Annotated in this window: 17 protein-coding genes, 1 tRNA gene and 2 pseudogenes; 15 read left to right on the top strand and 5 right to left on the bottom strand. The window is 63.6% G+C overall.

What is annotated here, in order from left to right:
* Positions 1-107 precede the first annotated feature (107 nt).
* Positions 108-1583, top strand: coding sequence for a sensor histidine kinase (locus tag ACP8JZ_RS04845; protein WP_484482172.1), 1476 nt, complete (start codon positions 108-110; stop codon positions 1581-1583).
* A gap of 109 nt (positions 1584-1692) precedes the next feature.
* Here the strand turns inward: ACP8JZ_RS04845 and ACP8JZ_RS04840 are convergent, their stop codons facing one another.
* The 5 genes from ACP8JZ_RS04840 to ACP8JZ_RS04820 form a co-directional block, all read right to left on the bottom strand.
* Complete coding sequence (locus ACP8JZ_RS04840) at positions 1693-1950, bottom strand: WhiB family transcriptional regulator (protein WP_023035261.1); 258 nt, start codon at positions 1948-1950, stop codon at positions 1693-1695.
* A 299-nt stretch (positions 1951-2249) separates the two neighbouring features.
* Positions 2250-2423: a DUF6104 family protein gene (locus ACP8JZ_RS04835; protein ID WP_021103431.1), complete on the bottom strand. Its 174-nt coding sequence runs from the start codon at positions 2421-2423 to the stop codon at positions 2250-2252.
* A 152-nt stretch (positions 2424-2575) separates the two neighbouring features.
* Entirely contained in the window at positions 2576-6349 is a 3774-nt protein-coding gene (locus ACP8JZ_RS04830; protein ID WP_484482171.1) for a multifunctional oxoglutarate decarboxylase/oxoglutarate dehydrogenase thiamine pyrophosphate-binding subunit/dihydrolipoyllysine-residue succinyltransferase subunit, read from the bottom strand.
* Between the two features lie 328 nt (positions 6350-6677).
* Positions 6678-8537: a glycosyltransferase family 87 protein gene (locus tag ACP8JZ_RS04825; RefSeq protein ID WP_306516920.1), complete on the bottom strand. Its 1860-nt coding sequence runs from the start codon at positions 8535-8537 to the stop codon at positions 6678-6680.
* A 152-nt stretch (positions 8538-8689) separates the two neighbouring features.
* Positions 8690-8764, bottom strand: a tRNA-Arg gene (locus ACP8JZ_RS04820).
* Positions 8765-8975: 211 nt separating this feature from the next.
* On the opposite strand from ACP8JZ_RS04820, the gene lysA reads away from it, so the two are divergent.
* From lysA to ACP8JZ_RS04750, 14 genes and pseudogenes are all read left to right on the top strand, one after another.
* Positions 8976-10400, top strand: coding sequence for a diaminopimelate decarboxylase (gene lysA, locus ACP8JZ_RS04815; RefSeq protein WP_306516921.1), 1425 nt, complete (start codon positions 8976-8978; stop codon positions 10398-10400).
* Between the two features lie 88 nt (positions 10401-10488).
* Entirely contained in the window at positions 10489-11826 is a 1338-nt protein-coding gene (locus ACP8JZ_RS04810; protein ID WP_306516922.1) for a homoserine dehydrogenase, read from the top strand.
* Positions 11823-12890 carry a threonine synthase gene (thrC, locus tag ACP8JZ_RS04805; RefSeq protein ID WP_306516923.1) on the top strand — a complete coding sequence of 356 codons (1068 nt, stop codon included), beginning with the start codon at positions 11823-11825 and terminating at the stop codon, positions 12888-12890. The genes ACP8JZ_RS04810 and thrC overlap by 4 nt, the downstream gene beginning before the upstream one ends.
* A 17-nt stretch (positions 12891-12907) precedes the next feature.
* A complete protein-coding gene (gene thrB, locus ACP8JZ_RS04800) occupies positions 12908-13903 on the top strand; it encodes a homoserine kinase (protein WP_306516947.1) in 996 nt (331 codons plus the stop codon).
* 287 nt (positions 13904-14190) lie between these two features.
* Positions 14191-16149, top strand: coding sequence for a transcription termination factor Rho (gene rho / locus ACP8JZ_RS04795; RefSeq protein WP_371415855.1), 1959 nt, complete (start codon positions 14191-14193; stop codon positions 16147-16149).
* Between the two features lie 135 nt (positions 16150-16284).
* On the top strand, positions 16285-16500 hold the full coding sequence (rpmE, locus tag ACP8JZ_RS04790) for a 50S ribosomal protein L31 (protein WP_484482170.1): 216 nt from the start codon (positions 16285-16287) through the stop codon (positions 16498-16500).
* A 214-nt stretch (positions 16501-16714) separates the two neighbouring features.
* A complete protein-coding gene (prfA, locus tag ACP8JZ_RS04785) occupies positions 16715-17815 on the top strand; it encodes a peptide chain release factor 1 (protein WP_306516948.1) in 1101 nt (366 codons plus the stop codon).
* Positions 17812-18684 (top strand): peptide chain release factor N(5)-glutamine methyltransferase, encoded by an 873-nt coding sequence (gene prmC, locus ACP8JZ_RS04780; RefSeq protein ID WP_323459108.1) that lies wholly within the window; start codon positions 17812-17814, stop codon positions 18682-18684. The genes prfA and prmC overlap by 4 nt, the downstream gene beginning before the upstream one ends.
* A gap of 31 nt (positions 18685-18715) precedes the next feature.
* Positions 18716-19516 (top strand): annotated as a pseudogene (locus ACP8JZ_RS04775) (L-threonylcarbamoyladenylate synthase); the annotation flags it as partial.
* Positions 19509-20606, top strand: a pseudogene (locus ACP8JZ_RS04770) (MraY family glycosyltransferase); the annotation flags it as partial. The pseudogenes ACP8JZ_RS04775 and ACP8JZ_RS04770, both read left to right, overlap by 8 nt.
* Before the next feature lie 229 nt (positions 20607-20835).
* Positions 20836-21324 (top strand): hypothetical protein, encoded by a 489-nt coding sequence (locus ACP8JZ_RS04765; RefSeq protein WP_323457773.1) that lies wholly within the window; start codon positions 20836-20838, stop codon positions 21322-21324.
* Positions 21325-21424: 100 nt separating this feature from the next.
* Complete coding sequence (locus ACP8JZ_RS04760) at positions 21425-21685, top strand: AtpZ/AtpI family protein (protein ID WP_036903992.1); 261 nt, start codon at positions 21425-21427, stop codon at positions 21683-21685.
* Complete coding sequence (gene atpB, locus ACP8JZ_RS04755) at positions 21685-22464, top strand: F0F1 ATP synthase subunit A (RefSeq protein ID WP_484482801.1); 780 nt, start codon at positions 21685-21687, stop codon at positions 22462-22464. Before ACP8JZ_RS04760 ends, atpB begins: the two co-directional genes overlap by 1 nt.
* 81 nt (positions 22465-22545) lie before the next feature.
* Positions 22546-22767, top strand: coding sequence for an ATP synthase subunit C (locus ACP8JZ_RS04750; RefSeq protein ID WP_021103414.1), 222 nt, complete (start codon positions 22546-22548; stop codon positions 22765-22767).
* Positions 22768-22771: the final 4 nt, after the last annotated feature.

Here is a 22771-nt window from a genome sequence, read left to right as displayed (position 1 = left end):
GTTGGCGCAGCAACGAGGATACATTGTGCCTCACCGGTGTGATATGCATCAACTCGGGAGCCACCCCCGCAGGCCTCGCGTCTTGAACTGTGGTTAATCTTTGTCCCATGGCTGGAATCAACCATGTAGCACTGGAACACTGCAATCTGGGGCCTGATGACATCGCATGGCTCAGGAGCCTTGTCGACGAATGGCAGATTCTTGCCGACTGCTCGTTCTCAGACCTCATTCTTTGGCTCCCCACCGATGACCCCGCCGTGTTCTGGGCAGGAGCGCAGGCCCGCCCCGACACCGGGCCAACCGCGCTGGAGTCCGACGTCGTGGGCGAATTCACGGCCTATGATGACGAGTCCTTGGTCACCGAGGCCTACATGAGCGTCGACATGTGTGAGACGAGTGACAACAAGATCTCCGCTGGTATCCCGGTGGACGTCTGTGCCATTCCCGTCCTGCGTGATGATCGAGTCATCGCCGTCGTCGAGCGACACACCAATCGAATGGGGGTGCGAGCCCCCGGCTCCACCGAGGACAATTATCTGGAGATTGCCAACATCCTCTCCGAGATGCTCTACCACGGTGAGTTTCCCATGTTCCCGTCATCGAACCCGGCACTGGCACCGCGCATCACCGATGGTGTGGTACGCGTGGCGACGACCGGCACGGTCACCTATGCAAGTCCCAATGCGGTGACGGCGTTCCGCAAGCTTGGTCTGACCGGTGACCTCGAGGGGGAGCCATTCCTTCCAGTGGTGCGCAGCTTGTGCACCGACGTGCAGGAGATAGGCCAGTCAATCGGTCTGGATCTCGAGGGTGGCAGCCTGCGCGAGACCGACATCGAGAACAAACAGGCCACCCTGCGTACCCGAGTCATTCCGCTGTACTCGTGGTTGGTAGGGGAGGAGGTGACCGCCGGGACGATGCTGCTGGTGCGAGACCTCACCGAGCTGCGCAGTCGAGACCGTCAACTTGTCACCAAGGACGCGACGATTCGTGAGATCCACCACCGGGTGAAGAACAATCTGCAAACCGTGGCCGCCCTGCTGCGGTTGCAGTCTCGACGCGTCACCAATGAGGACGCTCGTCAGGCTCTCGAGGAGGCCAAGGAACGGGTGGCCTCGATCGCCGTCGTCCACGAGATCCTCTCACAGAATTTCGACGAGGAGGTTGCCTTCGACGAGATCGCCGATCGGATCCTGCATCGGGTCGGCGATGTCGCAGCCTCCAGCGGTGAAGTGATCGCGCGCCGGGAGGGGAGCTTCGGCATGATCAACGCCGACGTGGCCACTGCGCTCAGCCTGTCGATGACCGAACTGTGCCAGAACGCCATTGAGCACAGCTTTGGCTCGTCATCGGGCACACTGAGCGTACAGCCACACGTGACCGATGATGCACTCGTCGTGGAGATCGTCAATGACGGTGAACCGCTGCCTGAAGGATTCAGCCTTGATGCGCATCGCTCGTCACTGGGGCTGTCAATCGTGACCACCCTCATCGGGGATCTGGGGGGCGACTTCACCCTGACGAACAACCCCGGCGACGTCGGCACCTGTGCGACACTGACCATTCCGCAGCACAAGGCGTGAGCCATGGGCAGTCGTGTCGCAGGTGTTGCCGGTGACGCGTGCGGCCGGGCATCACGAGCGAGGCATCATCAGGACGCTCGCTTCGCCCCAGCAGGTCGGTTGGTGAGTTTCAGGAACGACGTGCCCGTGCCCTGCCTCGTGACTTGCGGCGCTTGATGGCGCGGCGCTCCTCCTCGCTCATACCGCCCCAGACGCCATGGTCCTGGCCGGCCTCCAGGGCCCAGGCCAGACACTGTTCCCGCACTTCGCAACGGGCACAGACCTGCTTGGCGCGCTCGATCTGGGCGAGAGCAGGGCCAGTGTTACCGATAGGGAAGAAAAGCTCCGGGTCCTCGGTCAGACAAGCTGCGTTGTGGCGCCAGTCCATTCGCCATCTACTCCTTAGTCCTGGCAGGTGCCAGGTACAGTTGGTCACATGCCAGCAGTACTGTTTTGGGGCAACCATGAAAGTGTGCCAATGTCAGTCTGCTTTGGCAAGGGGTTGAGAAAAATTCATGCTTATCCAGTGAGTATCCCGGACCAGGAGAGCGAAATACTCTCGACCACACTTTATTTCGCCGTTGTGTGGTGATGCCACGTTTTCTGAAAAATCGTCGCCTGCCCCGGCATGGCGGCAGATGGACTTTCTCGGACGATCATCTCGGCGTCGAGTGAGTCTGAGCACGATCAGTCGTCGTCATCCATGCGGGCAAGCCACGTGGCGAGTCGCTCGATCGGTAGTTCGAACTCAGGATTGATGTCGACGAAGTGGCGCAGCTCGTCAGCCAGCCAGTCCAAGCTGACTTCCTCGTCGCCCCGCCTGCGCTGCAGTTCCTCGATGCCACGGTCAGTGAAGTACACGACGCCAATACTAGGTGGGCTCATGATCCAGCAGGTGGATTCGGCAGATGTCATGCGTGGGCGAACTGCACAGGTGTCTCCACGTAGCTGAAACGTTGGTGGTGGGGAGGCACCCCACCACCAACGCGGTGCGTCTGCAGCAGGGCCTGAGGTCACTCCGTGGTGAAGGCCTGGTCCATGAGAGTCCGCTGCTCCTTGAGGTGGATGCTCTGCTGACCCACCGATGGCGCCGAGGACTCCGGGCGTGCCACGACTGCCATGCGATCCAACAGCCCCCCGGGGAGCTTTGCGGAGAGTTCGGTCGCCAGATGGTTGTTCATGTACGGATACGCCCCTTGGTTGATGGGTTCCTCCTGCACCCAGCGCACATCGGTGACGTGCCGGTAGTCGGCCAGGACGTGGGCCAGCTCGTCCAGCGGCAGCGGGTAGAGCCTCTCCATGGTGACAATGGCGACCTTGCCCTCCAGCCCGCGCTTCGTACGCTCCTTGACGAGCTCCCAGCGCACCTTGCCCGAACACAGGATGAGCTCGCGCACCGCAGAGGGATCGGTGATCGACGGGTCGGCGAGCACCGGCTGCCAGGCGCCCGAGACGAGTTCGGACGGATCCGAGGTGGCCGCCTTGTTGCGCAGCATCGACTTCGGGGTTGCGATGACGACAGGGCGATGCATGTTCTTGTAGGTGTGCTGGCGCAGCAGGTGGAAATAGTTGGCCGGTGTCGAGGGCTGGCAGATTGCCAGCTGCCCCTCGCTGGCGAGGTTGAGGAACCGTTCGATACGTGCCGAGGAGTGATCGGGCCCCTGCCCCTCATATCCGTGTGGCAGCAGGAGGACGACTCCGGAGTGCTGGCCCCACTTGGTTCCAGCAGAGGCGATGAACTCGTCGATGATGGTCTGGGCACCATTGGCGAAGTCACCGAACTGTGCTTCCCACAGCACCAGGGAATCTGGGCGAGCAACCGAATATCCGTATTCGAAGCCCATGGCAGCATACTCACTGAGCAGTGAGTTGTAGATCTCGATCTTCGCCTGCTGACCACGCAGGTGATTGAGCGGTATGTAACGCTCGTTGGTCTGGTGGTCGATGATCGTCCCGAACCGCTGTGAGAAGGTGCCGCGGGCCGAGTCCTGACCTGTCAGGCGTACGTGGACCCCCTCGATGAGCAGCGATCCCAGGGATGCGGCCTCGGCTGTGGCCCAGTCGATCCTGCCCTCGCGCAACATCGTGGCGCGCCGGGCCAACTGCGGAGCAACCTTGGGATGTGCGGTGAAACTCTCCGGCAGGGATTCATGAACCCTGATGACGTCGTCCAGGACGTCCTGGGTGATGGCGGTGGCAGTGCCGATGTGGCCCTTGGCAGGGTACTTCGGCACCGTCGAGATCGCCGGGCTGGTGGAGTTGGCATCACGCACCTCGGCGAACACCGTCTCCAGACGGCTGCGGAACTTCTCCATCACGGCCTCGGCGTCCTCGGTGGTGATGTCGCCACGGCCGATGAGGCTCTCGGTGTAGAGCTTGCGTGTGGAACGTTTCTTGTTGATGAGCTCGTACATGTGTGGCTGGGTGAAGCTGGGGTCATCACCCTCGTTGTGACCCCGCAGCCGGTAGCACACCAGATCGATGGCGATGTCACGGTGGAACGCCTGGCGATAGTCGAAGGCGAGCTTCGCAGCCTGGACGACGGCAGCCGGATCATCCCCGTTGACGTGGATCACCGGGGCATCAATGGCCTTGAGGACGTCGGTGCAGTAGGTGGCGCTGCGACCCTCGTGCGGAGTCGCGGTGAACCCCACCTGGTTGTTGACGACGACGTGAATCGTGCCACCGGTGCGGTAACCCTCCAACCGACTCATCTGAAGTGTCTCGTAGACGACCCCCTGTCCGGCGAATGCTGCGTCCCCGTGCAGCAGTACGGGCACGATCGGAAAGTTCTCCGGATTGCCCAGGCTGTCGAGCTTGGCACGCACGATTCCCTCCAGCACCGGGTCGACGGCCTCGAGGTGGCTGGGGTTGGCGGCGACCGAGGTACGAATGCGTTCCCCGGTGTGGGACTCGAACTCACCTTCGTAGCCCAGGTGGTACTTGACGTCGCCGGACCCCTGGGAGTTGACGAGCTCGGCATTGCCCTCGAACTCCCGGAAGATCTGGCTGTAGGACTTGCCGACGATGTTGGCCAACACATTGAGGCGACCACGGTGCGGCATGCCTATGCAGACCTCGTCGAGGTTCTCCGCGGCGGCCATCGAGCACAGCCCGGCGAGCAGGATGATCGCGGATTCCGCTCCTTCGAGGCTGAACCTCTTCTGGCCGACGTACTTGGTCTGCAGGAAGGTCTCGAAGATCTCCGCCTCGTTGAGCTCGTCGAGGATGCGCAGGTGGGTCTCACGGTTCAGCGGGGTGTGTTCCTTCTCGCAGCGTTCCTGGAACCATCTGCGTACCTCGTGGTCGTCGATGTGCATGTACTCGATGCCCATGTGACCGGCATAGGAGTCACGCAGAATGGTGAGGATCTCGCGCAGGGTGAGGGCGTCGCGGTGCACGCCGGCGAAATTGTTCACCGGGAAGATGCGATCCAGGTCCCACAGGGTGAGTCCGTGACTGTTGAGCATGACGTCGTGGTGGAACCGTGGCCGGTACTCCACGGGGTTGGTGTCGGCGACGAGGTGGCCGAATCGACGCCAGGCATCGATGAGTTCGACGACACGCGCCTGCTTGTCGACCTGGTCGGGACGATTCGCCAACCGATCGGTGGCCCACTGCACCGGGGCGTAGGGGATGCGCAGTGACTCGAAGATCTCTTCGTAGAATCGGTCGGCACCGGTGAGGAGCTCGTGGATGCGGCGCAGGAACTCACCGGACTGGGCACCCTGGATGATGCGATGGTCATAGGTGGAGGTGAGGGTCGTCACCTTGGAGATGCCGAGCTCGGCCATGCGTTGGTCGGAGCCACCCTGCCACTGCGCGGGATAGTTGATGGATCCCATGCCGAGAATGCAGCCCTGGCCGGGCATGAGACGCGGCACCGAGTGGTTGGTGCCGATACCGCCGGGGTTGGTGAGCGAGGCAGTGACCCCTCTGAAGTCCTCGACGGTGAGGGAGTTCTCCCGACCACGGCGCACGATGTCCTCGTAGGCGTCCCAGAACTGTATGAAGTCCATGTTCTGGGCGTCACGGATGGCTGGCACGACGAGTTTGCGGGAGCCGTCCTTGGCATTGACGTCGATGGCCAGACCGAGGTTGATCGACGGGTTCTCGATGAGGTGGGGCTTGCCGTCGATCTCGGCATAGGCGTTGTTCATCACCGGCACGGCCTTGAGGGCCTGCACCATGGCGTAGCCAAGGATGTGGGTGAAGGAGATCTTTCCACCCTTGTTCTGACGCAGGAAGCGGTTGATGAGCATTCGCTGCTCGATGACGAGCTTCATGGGGACGGTGCGCACCGAGGTGGCCGTCGGCATGGACAGTGACTGTTCCATGTTCTTGGCGGTGCGCATCGGTGCACCCTTGAGCTTCAGCGTTCTCGGCTCGGCCACGGTCTGTGACGGTGCGCTGTGCACGGCATCAGGAGTGAGAGAGGTGCGTGACGATGCGGCGGCACTCATGGTGCTGGCCTTCTTCCTGCTGGGAGTGGCTGAGGTGGGGGAGGGTGGCTTGGCGGACGGGGCAGGTTCGCTGGTTCCCGAACCGTCATGCGGGGCCTGATCCGCGCCATGCTGCACTGGTGCAGTACCTGCCGATTCCGAGTGGTTCGTGTGTACCGAGGCAACCGGTTGGCTGCTCGTCTCGGTGCGGAAGAACCTCGCCCATGCCGGGCCCACGGAGTCGGGGTCCTTCTGGAACTGTTCCCTCATGTCGTCGATGAGCCAGTCGTTGGCTCCGAAGTCCAGCTCATTCGTTGAGTTGACCTGTTCGGTGGAGGATGCCACCACTGCCTTCTTCCCTGGTCGTACCGCCCTTGCGGAACGCCACTCCGCTCAAGCGTCGCTGCTCATGGGGCACCGAGAAGCTGGCAGGCCTCTCGGGTCGTGCGTGATGGCTGCAACCGACAGGGCCCTTCCCATGACTGCAGCCATCGGTGGACGGGACTCAGGATGAGTTCCGTCCACCAGCGTCATGACCATCTTTGCATGTGACATGCGTCACAGGAAGTCGATTGACCACATTCACCAGGTCCGGGGAGGGTTTTCACCGTCGGGGGAACCCTCCCCTCCTGGGTGATGCCAGAGGTGGTGCAACCGTCACGCCTCATGGACGTCACCGGGCGGCACCAGCTGCTCGACGGGGCACGTTGGCCTCGTCAGCCGTCCTGCTGACTGCCACATTGGAGATCCTGCGTCGCGGGGCAGACGACTCCAGATGAGCCGGTCGGGACGAGGAGCTGAGGTTTTGGGGTTGGTCACTGCTGCTGCGTTTCGGGGCGGCGATGGTTCCAGACGTGATGAGCATGGTGCCATTGGTGGCTCTGGGGGAGGCGTTGCCGTATCGATGGGTGGTCCTCATCCAAAGGGTCTCGGTGCGGGGCTCTGGAAGAGTCATGGAGGATGATCCGCTGGCTGCGTGACGTGCTGACGTTGTCGCCTCCTGCTCCAGTGCAGTGGTACGCCGTGCGAATCTGGACGTGCGTCGACTCACATCACTGTGGTGTTCGGGCCGCACGAGCGGGGCCGAGGCGGATTTCTCGGTGGAGCGTTCGGCAGTGGTCGTACCAGCGGGGTCTGGATCGTCCAGCGGAGTCGACGAGGACGTCCTCTCCGGGGGCCTGACGTCCTGACTGGGTCCTGGCGGGGTGGGACGACCGTCGTCCTGGGCAACGGTGTCGGCGTTCCCGTCCTGCCGAAGGCTGAGCACCAAGGCTCCCACGGAGGTGAGCAGGGCGAGGACGATCAAGAGATTGCGGGCGACGAGTGTTGCAGTTGCCTCGCTCGTGGGATCATCACCGATGATCTGGCCGTACATGAGTGGGTAGACGGCCTGGGTGAGCAGGGCGATGAGCACCAGCGTCGCTGCGGTGACCAGAGCGAGGGTTTCGATCGCCCCACCTGGCTGGACGTCACGATCCGGATCGGGCAGGAAATCATCCAGAATGGCGGCCATCGGTGCAGCCCACCAGATCATGTACTGCGGTGACAAGGTCTTGTTGGCCAGGATCATCGCCCCCACGATGACGATTGCCGACAGCACGGCCGTGCGATGGGAGAACCCGTTCCGGCGCCAGGCGAGTACTCCCAGCAGGATCGTCCCGGCCAGGGTGAGGACCATGAGCAGTGACGACAACGTCTGCCAGAAGCCCACCCCTGGTCCAGTGATCTCGAAGGCATTGAATCGGCTCATGCCCACGTGGAACGCTCCGGTGTCGTCGGCAAGGCGACGGATCATCGGAATCGTCGACTGGACGGACTCGATCTGCAGACCACGATCGGACTGCCACGTCAGCGGGGAGGTGGTGCGCTGCCAGCCAGTGAGCAGCAGTGAGCTCAGGCCGAGTCCGAATCCAACGACGAGGAAGGAGACGAGTCGGCGGATGGCTTGTCTCGACCTGCCCAGCATGGGCACGATGAGCAACGCAGGCCACAGCTTGAGAGCAGCACCACAGGCAATCATGGCTCCACACGCGAGGGGATGCCGTTTGTGCCACAGGGCGGCCAGACCCATGCAGACAGCCGGGACCATGTCGAAGCGGAACCACATGATCGGACCGAGGGCAGGCACGAAGATGGACCACCACACCGCACCCCAACGTTTTCCGTTGCGCCACAGAGCCATGGCCATGACGGCGTCCAGGACGAGCATGATGACGACGAAGAGCTGATTGAAGTACTGCACCTGCTCGCCGACGGAGAACCACGTGAGTACTCGCATGAACCACAGCACCGGTACTGGGTACTCAATGAGCATTTCCTTGTCAGTGTGCCCGCCTGTCAGCCACGCGCGGTAGTAGTTCACGTCCCCGGTGATGTAGTTGCTCGAGGGGTTGCTGAACACCTTGAGCATGACGAGTCGGCCGAGCACCCACAGGAGGACGACGGCCACAACGGTGAGCAGTTCCCGTCGGTTCTGGGTGGATGAGGCAGCGCGCACACGACGCCACAGTGGTACGGAAGGATCGACAGGCACGCTGGCAACCATAGCCAATTGATCTGAGAGCGTGAAAAACGAGGATGTTCGTTCTTGACACTCAGGTGTACCTGCGGGGTAGTCATGGCCCATGAGGCGTCCGTCTCCTGGGAGGACGGTAGGCAGAATCCTGAGTGGTTCGCGTGATGTCGTGGCGCCCCCACGAGGACTCGAACCTCGGCACCCGCCTCCGGAGGGCGGTGCTCTATCCGCTGAGCTATGGGGGCTGAATCTGATGCTTCAGACCGCAATCACCCAATATAGACCAGGATGTCGCAAAAACCTATTCGACCCTCATCTGCCACGCTGGTACGTCCCTCGTCTTCAGTTGTCTCCGCGCTTCTCATCCGGTCCTCGGTCACCCGTCTCGAGCGGCATGGGCGTTTCCACGGCGTGGACACGGCGCATCTTCCACCCGTGCTCTGGCAAGGTGGGAGTATGACTCACATGCACGTCGCAGGCTCGGTCCATGCCGATGTCGCCTCACCGAGCCCCACCTGGCTCACGGTGCCGGCTGACGTCAACTCCCTTGACCGGGAACTGTGGAGCACCACCGTCACCAGGAACGAGCAGGGGGCTCTGGAGGTGGGAGGAGTGTCCGTCGTCGAGCTCGCCCAGCAGCAGGGAACCGCTCTCTACGTCCTCGACGAGGAGGATTTTCGGGCTCGTGCCACGTCCTTCCGACAGGCCTTCGACGGATGGGACGTCTACTACGCCGGCAAGGCATTCCTCACTCGAGCCATTGCCGGGTGGGTGCACGACCTGGGGCTGTGCATGGACGTCTGCACGAGTGGGGAACTCGTCACCGCCCTTGAGGGGGGCATGGATCCCGAACGCATTGGGATGCATGGCAACAACAAGTCCGTCGACGAACTGAGGTTGGCCCTGAACTCGGGAGTGGGGCGGGTCATCGTCGACTCCCTGGACGAGATCGATCGTATCGAGCAGCTGTGCCGAGAACTGGACTGCACAGCTCGGGTGATGGTCCGCGTCACCCCGGGCGTGGAGGCCCACACCCATGAATACATCGCCACCGCCCACGAGGACCAGAAATTCGGATTCTCCATCGCCAATGGGGCGGCGATGGTGGCCATGGTGCGCTGCTTCTCCAGTCCGGTCATCGATCTGGTGGGTGTGCACTCCCACATCGGGTCACAGATCTTCGACACGGGTGGTTTCGAGGTCGCGGCGCGACGCACCATGAAACTTCTCGCCCAGTTCCAGCAGGCCACTGGTCACGTGCTGCCCGAATTGGACCTCGGTGGTGGGTTCGGCATTGCCTACACCTGTCAGGACACCCCGTCCACCCCGTCCCAGCTTGCCCACGACCTCACCGAGATCGTCGAGCTCGAGGCCCGGGCTCGCAATCTTTCGGTCCCACACCTGTCGATCGAGCCCGGCCGGGCCATCGTCGGTCCGACGACGTTGGCCCTGTACACGGTGGGAACAGTCAAGCCGGTGGATCTGGACGGTGGTGCCCAGCGGGTCTACGTCTCCGTCGATGGAGGGATGAGCGACAACATCCGCCCCGCGCTCTATGCCGCGGAGTACTCGGCCGTGCTGGCGAATCGGCGGTCACAGAGATCTGCAGTGTTGTGCCGCGTCGTCGGCAAGCACTGCGAGGGAGGCGACATCGTCGTGCGAGACGTCTATCTGCCAGCCGATGTGCGGCCCGGAGACCTCATTGCGGTTCCCGGTTCCGGGGCGTACTCACGCTCCATGGCGAGCAACTACAACCATGTTCCCCGCCCCCCGGTGGTCTCGGTGCGCGGCGGGACGTGTCACACGCTGTTGCGTCGGGAGACCATTGACGATCTGCTTGCCCTCGATGCAGGTGCGGTCGTGACTCGGGTTGATCGGTAACATCGGACTGGACTCTTGGTCCACGTGTGACCGGTCATGTGGAACGATTGACGAAGTTGGAAGTGTGATGATGAACGGGGGAGTGCTGATGAGTGAGGTCCAGGTCCACGACACGGCTGGGCATTCGAGCAGTGAACCGCTACGGGTGGCCCTGTTGGGCTGCGGCACCGTGGGGTCCCAGGTGGCACGAATGATTCTCACCCGTGGTGATGACATCATCGCCCGAGTCGGACGCCCGCTGGAGATCGCCGGAATCTCGGTGGCACACGTCGATCGGCCACGCCAGGGGCTGGACTCACGACTGTTCACCACCGACTCCGCAGCACTGGTGAGTCGACCTGACGTCGACATCGTCGTCGAACTCATGGGTGGTATCGACCCTGCCCGAGAACTCATCCTCACGGCACTGCGCAGTGGCAAGTCCGTCGTCACCGCCAACAAGGCCCTGCTGGCTGCCCACGGCGAGGAACTCAACGCGGCCGCCGAGCACAATGGTGTCGATCTCTACTACGAGGCTGCCGTGGCTGGTGCCATCCCGATCGTGCGCCCGTTGCGGGAGTCCCTGGTGGGCGATCAGGTACGTCAGGTGATGGGGATCGTCAATGGGACGACCAACTACGTCTTGGACCAGATGACGACCACAGGCATGGATTTTGAGCAGGCAGTTGCCCAGGCCCAGCAGAAGGGATACGCCGAGGCCGATCCGACCGCCGACGTCGAGGGCTATGACGCGGCCGCCAAGGCTGCCCTGCTGGCCTCCTTGGCCTTCCACACCAGGATGCGCGGTGACCAGGTGTACCGGGAGGGGATCACCCACATCACCCCCGACGACATCGCCTCGGCCAAGGACCTCGACTGCGTCATCAAGTTGCTCGCGGTGTGTGAGGGCGGTCCAGATGGCATCGTCGCCCGCGTCCATCCGGCACTGCTGCCACTCAGCCACCCGTTGGCCAGTGTGTCGGGTGCCTACAATGCCGTGTTCGTCGAGGCCCAGGAGGCTGGGCGGCTCATGTTCCTCGGTCCGGGGGCCGGGGGAGCTCCCACGGCCTCGGCCGTGCTGGGGGACGTCGTCACCGTGGCTCGCAATGCCGTGCGAGGGGTGGCCGGGCCACCACAGGCCGTCTTCGACGAGTTCGACATCCTGGACACCGACGACATCCAGATCAGGTTCCACATCCGTATCCAGGTGCGCGACGAGCCGGGGGTGCTCGCATCGGTGGCCGAGATCTTTTCTCGCCATGACGTCTCCATGCAGACCGTACGGCAGACCGCCGAGGACGAAACCGCCAAGGATTCCTCGGCGGTTCTCACGGTGCTCACCCACCAGGCTCGGCAGGCGGATCTCAGTGCATGTATCTCGGAGCTCGGTGAGTCCCCCTTCGTGCACAGCCAACCCAAGGTCATCCGAGTGGAGGGAATGTCATGAGTCAGAATGGATTCTTCGGAGTCATCGAGCGGTACCGTGATCGCATGCCCATGGAGGGCATCGACACCATCGTCACCCTGGGGGAGGGGTCGACCCCGCTGGTTCCCGCTCCCGTACTGGGGCAGGTGCTCGACGCCGAGGTGTACGTCAAGGTCGAGGGGGCCAACCCGACTGGATCGTTCAAGGATCGGGGCATGACGATGGCCATGTCCAAGGCCCTGGCCGATGGCTCCAAGGCCGTCGTGTGCGCCTCCACCGGCAACACCTCCGCCTCCGCCTCCGCCTACGCCTCCCGGGCCCACATGATGCCGGTGGTGCTGCTGCCCCAGGGCAAGATCGCCGCTGGGAAACTCGCCCAGGCCGTCGTCCACGGTGGACGGATCATTCAGGTGCAGGGCAATTTCGACGACTGTCTCACCATTGCCCGTGACCTGACCGCGAACTTCCCGGTCTCCCTGGTGAACTCGGTCAATCCATACCGCATCGAGGGGCAGAAGAGCGCCTCCTTCGAGATCGTGGACTGCCTGGGTGACGCCCCCGACATCCATGCCCTGCCGGTCGGAAATGCCGGAAACATCACGGCATACTGGAAGGGCTATCAGGAGTATGCCGCCGACGGTCCCGCCACCCACACCCCGAGGATGTTCGGTTTCCAGGCCGCCGGTGCTGCACCCTTGGTCCTGGGACACGACGTCGAGAACCCCGAGACGGTCGCCACGGCGATTCGAATCGGCAAACCTGCGTCGGGGAGCAAGGCACTTGCCGCCCGGGACGACTCGAACGGACTCATCTCGTCGGTGACCGATGAGCAGATCCTCGACGCCCAGGCATTCCTTGCCGCCAAGGAGGGTATTTTCGTCGAACCGGCATCGGCCGCTGGCGTGGCTGGCCTGCTGGCCCTCAAACAGAGCGGTGACCTGCCTGCTGGACAGCGCATCGTCATCACGGTGACCGGGAACGGGCTCAAGGACATCGACACCGCGTTGAGTCGCACCGAACTGTCCACCGAGGCCGTCGAGCCATCGACCGATCGGGTTGCCGCGCTTCTTGGACTGCATCAGTGAGTCCCGAGACCGCACCGATGGACGCACCATCCCAGGCTGGTTCCCCGGTGGTGCCGGGGCGAGAAACCGGCTCCCACGAGGTGACGGTACGGGTGCCGGCCACCTCGGCAAACCTGGGACCGGGTTACGACTGCTTGGGACTGTGCCTCGACCTGTGGGACGAGGTGTCGGTGTCCGTCTTCGATGGCCGTGGTGTCGAGATCGACGTGACGGGGGAGGGGGAGCACACCATTGCCCGTGACGAGTCACACCTCGTCATCGCAACAATTCGACGTGCCCTGGCCGATCTTGGCCACCCCGACCCGAGGTGCGGGTTGATGCTTCGCGCGCACAATCGGATCGTCCAGTCCCGTGGGCTTGGCTCGTCAGCTGCGGCCATCGTCGCTGGACTGGCCCTGGGATGGGGGATTGCTCGCCCCGGGCAGCCCCTTGACCGGGACTGGGCGCTTGGCGTCGCCACCCAGATCGAGGGCCACCCGGACAATGCGGCCCCAGCGATCTTCGGGGGAGCGCAACTCTCCTGGCTCGACGGTGACCCAACCCCTGCCGCAGACGTGATTTCCCACGCCTCGGGTGCACGGGAATCGGCTGTGCACCACGTTGACCTCGAGATCGATCCGCGGATTCACCCGGTGGTCTTCGTGCCACAGCGACGGGTGCCCACCTCGGCCGCACGGGCCGTCATGCCGAAGAACGTGCCCCACGGTGACGCCGTGCGCCAAGTGCTCTCGGCCTGCCTGCTGGTGACGTCCTTGTCGCACCATCCCGAACACCTCATGGCAGCCACCCAGGACTGGTTGCATCAGCCGTTTCGCCGCGATCTCATGCCGGAGTCGGCCGACCTCATCGATCAGCTGCGTGCCTGCGGCGTGCCTGCCGTCATCTCGGGAGCTGGGTCCACGGTCCTCGCGCTGGGCACCACGGACCAACTTGCTGGCGTGGCGGAAGCAGACACCCGTGACTTCGCCGTGCACCAGGTGGGCTTCGGTGCCGGCGTGCAGCTGCACGCCTGATCCAGGCACGTGGAACCACAGTGCCGCAGATGCTATATTGAGCTGCAACGCGGTTGGACGCGTTTCCTCTCACTTGGCGCCCTCGGAATGATCCGGAGCGTTCTCCATGGATTCACGACACGGCAGTTTCCTGCACACTTAGGACCAAGTGAATGAATCGACGACCGCCGTCTGGATCCCTCGCACCCCTCACTGATTCGGGATCCAGCAGGCCCTCACTCACATTCGAAGGGACATCCGTGACACAAACCCCCAATTCCGGAAAGCCCACCGGAACGCTGCCGGCCATGCTCCTGCCAGAGCTTCGTTCGATTGCCAACCAGCTGGGCATCAAAGGGGCCAGACAGATGCGCAAGGCAGACCTCATCACGGCAATTCGTGAAGCAGGCTGGCCGGAGGACGGCGGCGCACCGGGCGATGGAGCCGGCAGGTCTGCCCGCACTGCGAGGAAATCCGAGAACAGGCTGCCCGCTGGTGACGACTCGACTGCGAACTCTGCTGAGCCTGAGCCCTCAGCGAGCCGACGCTCCACCTCCGAGCGTGCCGGTGAGAACCATGTCGATGGCCAGGATGCCACCGAGCATCGCGGTACTCGACGCCGTGCCGCTCGTAGCCCACGTCGGGAGTCCCCCTCGGGCAATCAGCGTCACTCCGACGAGCAGCAGCGCGCCCAGACCAGCGAATCCGTCGGAGCCCTGCTCGACGCGCAGAGTGGCGATCATGACCAGGAACGCAGCGGGGACCGGCAGAGCGGTAACACACGAAGCTCCGGACGGGGTTCGCGCGGATCGCAGGACTCCCGCGGTCGGTCCAGCCACGATCCGGGCGATCATCACGGTTCCCGGCAAGCCGATGGTGCGAATGCCGATGTGACCGAGGAGGTGGGTGCCCGTCTGGACGCCCTGGCTGGCCGCAACCACGATGACGAGGCATCCGAGAACTCTGCCAAGCGCGGTGGCAACCGTCATGACGGCAACCGGCGTGACGACGACAACTCACGCAATGACTCAGAGTATGGCGGCAGGCGGAACCGCCGGCGTCGCCAACGAGATCGCCAGGGCCGTCGCCCCCGCCGCAATGGTTACAACGACTCCGAGCCCAACCTGCGCGAGGATGACGTCCTCGTGCCGTGCAACGGAATCCTCGACATTCGCGACCAGTACGCCTTCGTCCGTACCTCCGGCTACCTGCCCAGCTCCGAGGACGCCTATGTCTCGATGTCCATGGTGCGACGCAACGGTCTGCGCAAGGGAGACGTCATCTCGGGCCAGATGCGTGCCAAGCGCGAGAACGATCGTCGTGAGAAGTTCGCACCCCTGGCGCGCATCGAGTCGGTCAACGGCCTGGACCCGGAGAAGGTTCGTCAGCGTCCGGAGTTCTCCAAGCTCACTCCGCTGTATCCCCAGGAGAGGCTGCGGCTGGAGGACAGTCCGAAGAACATGACTGGGCGCATCATCGATCTGGTGAGCCCGATCGGCAAGGGCCAGCGTGGCCTCATCGTCTCGCCCCCCAAGGCCGGCAAGACGATGATCATGCAGTCCGTCGCCAACTCCATCACGACGAACAATCCCGAGGCGCACCTCATGATCGTCCTGGTGGATGAACGCCCTGAGGAGGTCACCGACTTCCAGCGCACCGTGTCGGGGGAGGTCATCGCCTCCACCTTCGACCGACCCGCCGACGACCACACCCAGGTGGCCGAACTCGCCATCGAGCGTGCCAAGCGTCTGGTCGAGATGGGCCAGGACGTCGTCATCCTGTTGGACGGCATCACCCGTCTGGGGCGCGCCTACAACCTGGCAGCTCCGGCCTCCGGACGCATCCTCTCCGGCGGTGTCGACTCCGCTGCGCTCTACCCGCCCAAGAAGTTCTTCGGTGCCGCCCGCAACATCGAGAACGGTGGGTCCCTGACCATCCTGGCCACGGCGCTGGTGGAGACCGGCTCCAAGATGGACGAGGTCATCTTCGAGGAGTTCAAGGGAACCGGCAACATGGAGCTGCGGCTGCGTCGGGAATTCGCCAACAAGCGGCTCTTCCCGGCCATCGACGTGGATGCCTCGAGCACCCGACGTGAGGAGCTGCTGCTCTCCCGCGAGGAGACGGCGATCATGTGGAAGCTGCGTCGCGTCCTGTCGGGTCTGGAGGATTCCCAGGCTCTCGAGATGTTGTTGTCCAAGCTGCGCAGAACGCAGACGAATGCGGAATTCCTCTACACCATTTCGAAGACCACCCCGTCGGTGGAGTGAGGGAGAACACTGCCTTGATTCTGCCTCGGGCATCAGGCAAAATAACCCAGTGATGCCGGTTCACGCCACGTCCTGCATCCGCAAGAGCCACCGCTGTGTGGTGATGGCGACCCGGCACCGGACAAGGAGATCATCATGAAGCAGGGAATCCATCCCGATTACCACGAAACCACGGTGGTGTGCACCTGTGGCAACAGGTTCACCACTCGTTCGACGGCTCCCTCCGGGCAGCTGAGCGCCGACGTGTGCTCCGCCTGCCACCCCTTCTACACCGGTAAGCAGAAGATCCTCGACACCGGTGGTCGGGTTGCTCGGTTCGAGCGTCGCTACGGCAAGAAGGCTGCCAAGTGAGACGCTGAGCCGCTCACATTTTTCACCTGTCGACGCTGGGACCTGCGGGTTCCAGCGTCACTGTTTATGCAGCGTCACTGTTTTTGCAGAGTCCCACGGGAACCAATCCGTGGGGGAGTCCGGTCCGGGAGCGCCCCGGTACCGGAGAACAGACTGATCCTTCTGGAGGGAGGGTAGGGTGACTCATCCTGAGGACGAGGATGCCGTCGCACAGATGAGGTCGCGTCTGGCAGAACTCGACATCGAGCTGGCCAGACCTGAGCTCGCGTCCCGACCGACTGCACTGCGTCGAGCATGGCGGGAACATGCTCGACTGCGCCATGTGGTGACGGTTGCCGACCGGTGCCATGAATTGTGCAGCGACCTCCAGGCCGCCCGTGAGCTGACCGAGGAGGATCCCAGTTTCGCCGACGAGGTGCAGCGTCTGGAGGAGGAGCTGGATCGCCGCCGTCGTGACCTCACCGAACTGCTCGCCCCATCCGATCCACTGGACGTCGAGGATGCGATCGTCGAGATCCTCTCCGGCGAGGGCGGCGAGGAATCGGCGCTCTTTGCCGCCGACCTGTTGCGGATGTACCAGTCCTACGCCGAGTCCGTGGGGTGGACGATGACGGTACTGGACAGTCAGGTCACCGATCTGGGCGGATTTCGTAGCGTCGTCGCCGCGCTCAGCGGCACCGACGAGCGTCCTGCCTACGGAACGATGAAGTTCGAGGGAGGCGTGCACCGGGTGCAACGGGTGCCGGTGACCGAGTCCCAGGGGCGAGTGCACACCTCTGCAGTCGGGGTTCTCGTGTTTCCCGACGTGGACGCCGAACAGGTCGATCTCGACATGTCGGACGTGCGGGTCGACGTCTTCCGATCCTCCGGACCGGGAGGTCAGGGGGTGAACACGACCGACTCGGCAGTGCGGCTGACGCACCTTCCCACCGGAATCGTCGTGAGCTGTCAGAACGAACGCAGCCAGTTGCAGAACAAGGAGCAGGCCATGCGCATGCTGCGCGCAAAACTGGCTGCCCTGGCTGCCGAACAGGCTGCCGACGAGGCCGGCCAGCTGCGTCGACAACAGGTGCGCACCGTGGACCGGTCGGCGCGAATCCGCACCTACAACTTCCCCGAGAATCGGCTCACCGACCATCGGATCGGCTACAAGACACGCAAACTGGACGCCGTCCTCAATGGCGAGCTGCAGGAACTTCTCGATGCCCTGCACGCCGATGATCTGGCCCATCGCCTGGCGCAGTCGGGAATGGGAGCAGATACCGACTCCGCCGACGATGACGGGCGGGCAGCGGTGGAAGGACGCCCCCGATGAATCCGCATTCCCCCTCACGGATGCTGGCGATGGCCACCCGCAAACTCAATCTCGCCGGCTGCCCTGCTCCTGTGGCCGATGCCCGACTCATGCTGTGTGCGGTGCTCGACGTCAGCCCGCAGCGCCTCGTCCTCGCCGGTGACGCCACCGAGGAACAGGCCGAGACCTTTGAGCAGATGATCGAGCGGCGCAGCTGTGGCGAGCCGGTGCAGTACATCGTCGGTCACTGCTGGTTTCGGGGACGCCGACTGGCTGTTGGTCCCGGTGTGCTCATCCCTCGTCAGGAGACGGAGCTGGTGGCCGGGGCGGTCATCGACGAGGCCAGGGCGTTGGCAGTGCAGGGGCAGTGCCCGGTGGTCGTCGACCTGTGCACTGGATCAGGGGCAATCGCCCGTGCCGTGGCAGCCGAGGTGCCTGCCGCCCTGGTGCATGCCGTGGACAATTCCCTCGAGGCACTGGCCTGGGCGCGTCGCAATCTCGTAGACAGCGGGGTACAGCTGCACGAGGGAGATGCCAGGTGCGTGCCGGACGTGTCCGACGTCAACGTCGTCGTGACGAACCCGCCCTACATCCCACTGTCACGTGCCGCGGACATGCCCAGCGACGTCCTCGACCATGAGCCCCACCATGCCCTGTTCGCCGGCGACCAAGGCATGGACCTCATCAATGCGTTGGTGCCCCGAATGGCACGGATCGTGCGCCCCGGTGGGCTCGTCGTCATGGAGCACGACGACTCCCATGCCGCAGCCGTGCTCGCCCTGTTCGGTGCCGGGCCGTGGCGAGAGGTCGTCGACCATGACGACCTTGCCGGGCGCCCCCGATACGTCACGGCACGCCGAGACCAGTTCACCGTGAGTGCACGGCAGTGAGAGGATGACATCCATGGAAGAAGTGACCTGCGGAACGACACCGCTCATCCTCGACGTCACTGGCGTCCATCGAGGTGAGGAACTGACTCGTGCCGCCCAGGCTGTCAGCGAGGGGGAGTGCATCGTGCTTCCCACCGACACGGTCTACGGCATCGGCGCAGATGCGCTCAACCCGGTGGCCGTCGCCGCGTTGCTCGCAGCCAAGGAGCGCGGTCGAGACATGCCTCCGCCAGTCCTCATCGCCGATCCGGCGTTGCTTGCCGCCCTGTGCGAGCACGTTCCCCGCGCGGCGCAGGATCTTGCCGAGACCTACTGGCCCGGTGGGCTCACTCTCGTCCTGCGTGCCCAGGAGTCGCTGACCATGGACCTGGGGGAGACGGCTGGAACCATCGCCGTTCGGGTCCCCGACGACGATGCTGCTCGGGAGCTGCTGCGTATGACTGGTCCCATGGCGGTGAGCAGTGCCAACAAATCTGGCCGGCCTGCCGCGCTCACTGCCCAGGACGCGGCGCATCAACTCGGTACCGAGGTGGCCGTCTACCTGGACGGTGGACCGACTCGGGTGGGGACCCCGTCGACCATCATCGATTTCGCCTCCACCGAGGAGGGCAGGATACTGCGCCAGGGTGCACTGAGCTTCGACGAGATCCACACCGTTGCACCAGAGGTGATCGGCTCGACCGACTCGGCCGGGGACGATGATCCCGGCCGTGAGGACCACGAGGACCACGACGTGCCTGCGGAGGAGAATGTGCCGAGTTCGGAGCAGGCCGCCTCGCAGGAGTCCCCGCCGGAACACCACGACTCCCAGGACCGACCTGGTCATGCGTGAATACCTCGTGGTCGTCCTCACGGCCGGGCTGACGACGTACCTGCTCACCGGAGGGTGCCGCCAGTTGGCGACCCGGCTGGGAGCTGTGGCCCAGGTGCGTGGCCGAGATGTCCACACCGTGCCGATTCCGTACTTCGGTGGCTTGGCCATGCTCGGCGGGACGCTCGTCTCGGCGCTGCTGGCCACCAAGCTGCCCTTTCTGGGCAGTCACCCGGTCGTCAGTCACGACATCAGGGTCATCTGCCTGGCCGGCGCCGTCATCTGCTCAGTCGGCATCGTGGACGATCTCGTCGATCTGGCTGCGTGGGTCAAGGCAGCTGGTCAGGTGCTTGCTGCCGGAATCGTCGTGACTGGTGGTGTGCGGATGTTCTGGATCCCGCTGCCGAACTCCATCATTGCCCTGGGGACCACCACATCCGTCCTCATCACCGTCCTGTTCATCGTGGTGTGTGCCAACGCCGTCAACTTCGTCGACGGGTTGGACGGTCTGGCCTCCGGCGTGGTCGCCCTGGGGGCACTGGCCTTCTTCGGGTACACGTATCTGCTGGCCCACGAGCAGGACCTCGCCGTGGCGACGACGGCGAGCCTCACCACGGCAGTCACTGCTGGGATCTGTCTGGGGTTCCTGCCCCACAACTGGCATCCGGCACGTATTTTCATGGGTGATTCCGGATCCCTGCTGCTGGGCTTTCTGCTCGCAGTCTCGACGATCTCACTGACCGGCCAGATCGACTCCACCGTGCTCACTGCCCAGGACGGCGGTCTGGTGCCGGCATACCTACCGATCGTGCTGCCCCTCATGGTCATTGCGCTGCCGCTGGCCGATCTCGTCATGGGGTACGTACGCCGCACGTGGCGGGGCAACTGGTTCTTCGTTGCGGACAAACAGCACATCCACCATCGCCTGCTGCGCCGCGGTCACTCCCATGTACGAGCCGTGCTGCTCATGTACCTGTGGACGGCCGTGCTCTCCTTCGGGACGGTGTGGATCGGTCTGGAAGCCCGATGGTGGTCGGTGACGACGGTGTGCGCCCTGCTGGCAAGCTGCATCGTCCTCACCATCGTGGGCACGAGGAAGCATCCAGCCGCACCAACTCCGACCGGCACGTCACGCACTGATGAGTGCCAGCACGACGCCCTGGCACATGACGCCGGTCCGTCCCCCGAGGACAGAGGGACAGGCCATGACGGAACCGAGTGTCGAGGAGGCACTGCGATGCGGGAGGCTGCTGAGTCCCGGGGCGACACGCCTGCACACCGTGGGCAGCCCGTGACAGAGCCCCTTCTTGCTGGTCGCCAGGTATCGGGGAGGAGACACCATGGCCCTACGCCGTCCTCGTCGTCATGTCGAGACCGCGCGTGAGGTGATCGACGCCATCTACCGTCACGGTCTGGTGTGGGCAGCGGCAACGGCTGTCCTCGTGGCGCTCATTGCGCTGGTGTGGCGCGGTGGCTCTGGAGTGCTCGGCGCAGCAGTCGGTGGCGGCGTCGCCGTGGCCTTCCTGGCCGCTGGACGAGCAGTGCACATCCTGGACCGTGCGATGCGCATGGGCGACACCCGACCCGAGGACGGACCGGTGAACCGTCGGGGGACGATGGGGCCTGCCGTGGCGGCGTTCATCGTGCAGATGGTCGTCCTTGGCGGGCTCATCCCACTGCTGGGCCGACTCACCTTCCTCGACGACACCATGATGGCCGTCTCGGTCGTGTCCTGCGCAGTGTCGTGGACGGTCGGGGCAGTCGTCGCTCAGAACCACATCCACATGCCGACGTACCGACGTCGGACCACCGACACCGACGAATCGTGAGCAGAGCCGATCCAAATTGCTGAGAGCGAATCGCCTCGTGCGCCGATGCCCTGCACGCCAGTGACGTCCCTGCGAATTTTGGGGTAATGTATCCCCCGGTATGGATGTGAACCGCACAGTGAAGCCGTCAGAGTCATCTGGTGCCACACCGCGTTCCGATGACGGAATGGCAGTGTTGAGCTACTTGCTGGCTGGACTACTCTTCTATGGTGTCATAGGTTGGCTGCTGGGTCGATGGCTGGACAAGCCATGGCTGCTGGCAGTGGGCCTCATCGTTGGTTTCGTGGCGAGCGTCTATCTCATCGTCAAGCGATACGGGACGTCGAGTTCGGTGTCGGACAAGAACCAGGAGGACATGTGATCCACACTCAGGTGGCTCCGTTGGAGTTCAAGTCCCCAGGAGTCGACGACTTCTTCTTTCCCGGAACCTTCGGCGTGGACTGGGCCGACAAGTCCTTCTGGCAGATCCTCATCGCCGCCATCCTGGTGTTGGTGCTGTTCTTCTGGATGAGTCACGACCTCAAGGTCGTCCCCACCGGCAAACGCCAGGTCTTTGCCGAGTACTTCTACAATTTCGTTCGCAACAACATCGCTCGCGAGACGATCGGCCACGAGTACTCGCGATGGGTTCCCTACCTCTTCGCCCTGTTCACCTTCCTGCTCGTCAACAACTGGTTCGGTGAATTCTTCGTCTTCATGTTCCCGACGTTCTCACGCATCGGCTACGTCTATGGCATCGCGCTGGTGACGTGGTTCGTCTACATCATTGCCGGCGTGAAGTCCCAGGGCATCAAGTACTTCAAGAACTCGGTCCTACCACCCGGTGTCCCGTGGTACCTCTGGTGGCTCATGATCCCGTTGGAGTTCCTCTCGAACTTCATCACCCGCCCGTTGACGCTGGCCCTTCGTCTGTTCGCCAACATGTTCGCCGGGCACCTCATCATCATGATCTTCGTTGTCGGTGGTGGGTTCCTGCTCACCTATCCACACAGCATCGGGTACAACCTTGCTGGCGGAATCTCGATCATCTTCAGTTTCGCCATCTTCGCTCTTGAACTCTTCGTGGGGCTCCTGCAGTCCTACGTCTTCACAGTGCTCACTGCGCAGTACATCGCTTCGTCGGTCTCGGTGGAGCACTGATCCCACACACGACGTCGCCCCGTCCGGGGACGGCGAAGAAGAAACGCCCCACACGGGGCATGCTCCGGAAGGATAATCCCCATGGTTCCAATGCTCATCGGCGGTTCGATCAACACCATCGGGTACGGCATTGCCACCCTCGGATCGGCCCTCGGCGTGGCCTGGATCTTTGCCTCGCTCATCAACGGCACTGCTCGCCAGCCTGAGGCCCACAAGCCCATGTTCCAGGCCACGATGATCGGCTTCGCCGTGGTCGAGGCCCTTGCCCTGTTCGGCTTCGTGCTGGCCTTCATCGCGAAGTGAGTGG

The organism is Cutibacterium sp. LaCa_286 (assembly GCF_057198075.1).
The sequence above is the reverse complement of the archived record's forward strand: the minus strand, read 5'-3'. Positions and strand labels throughout refer to the sequence as shown.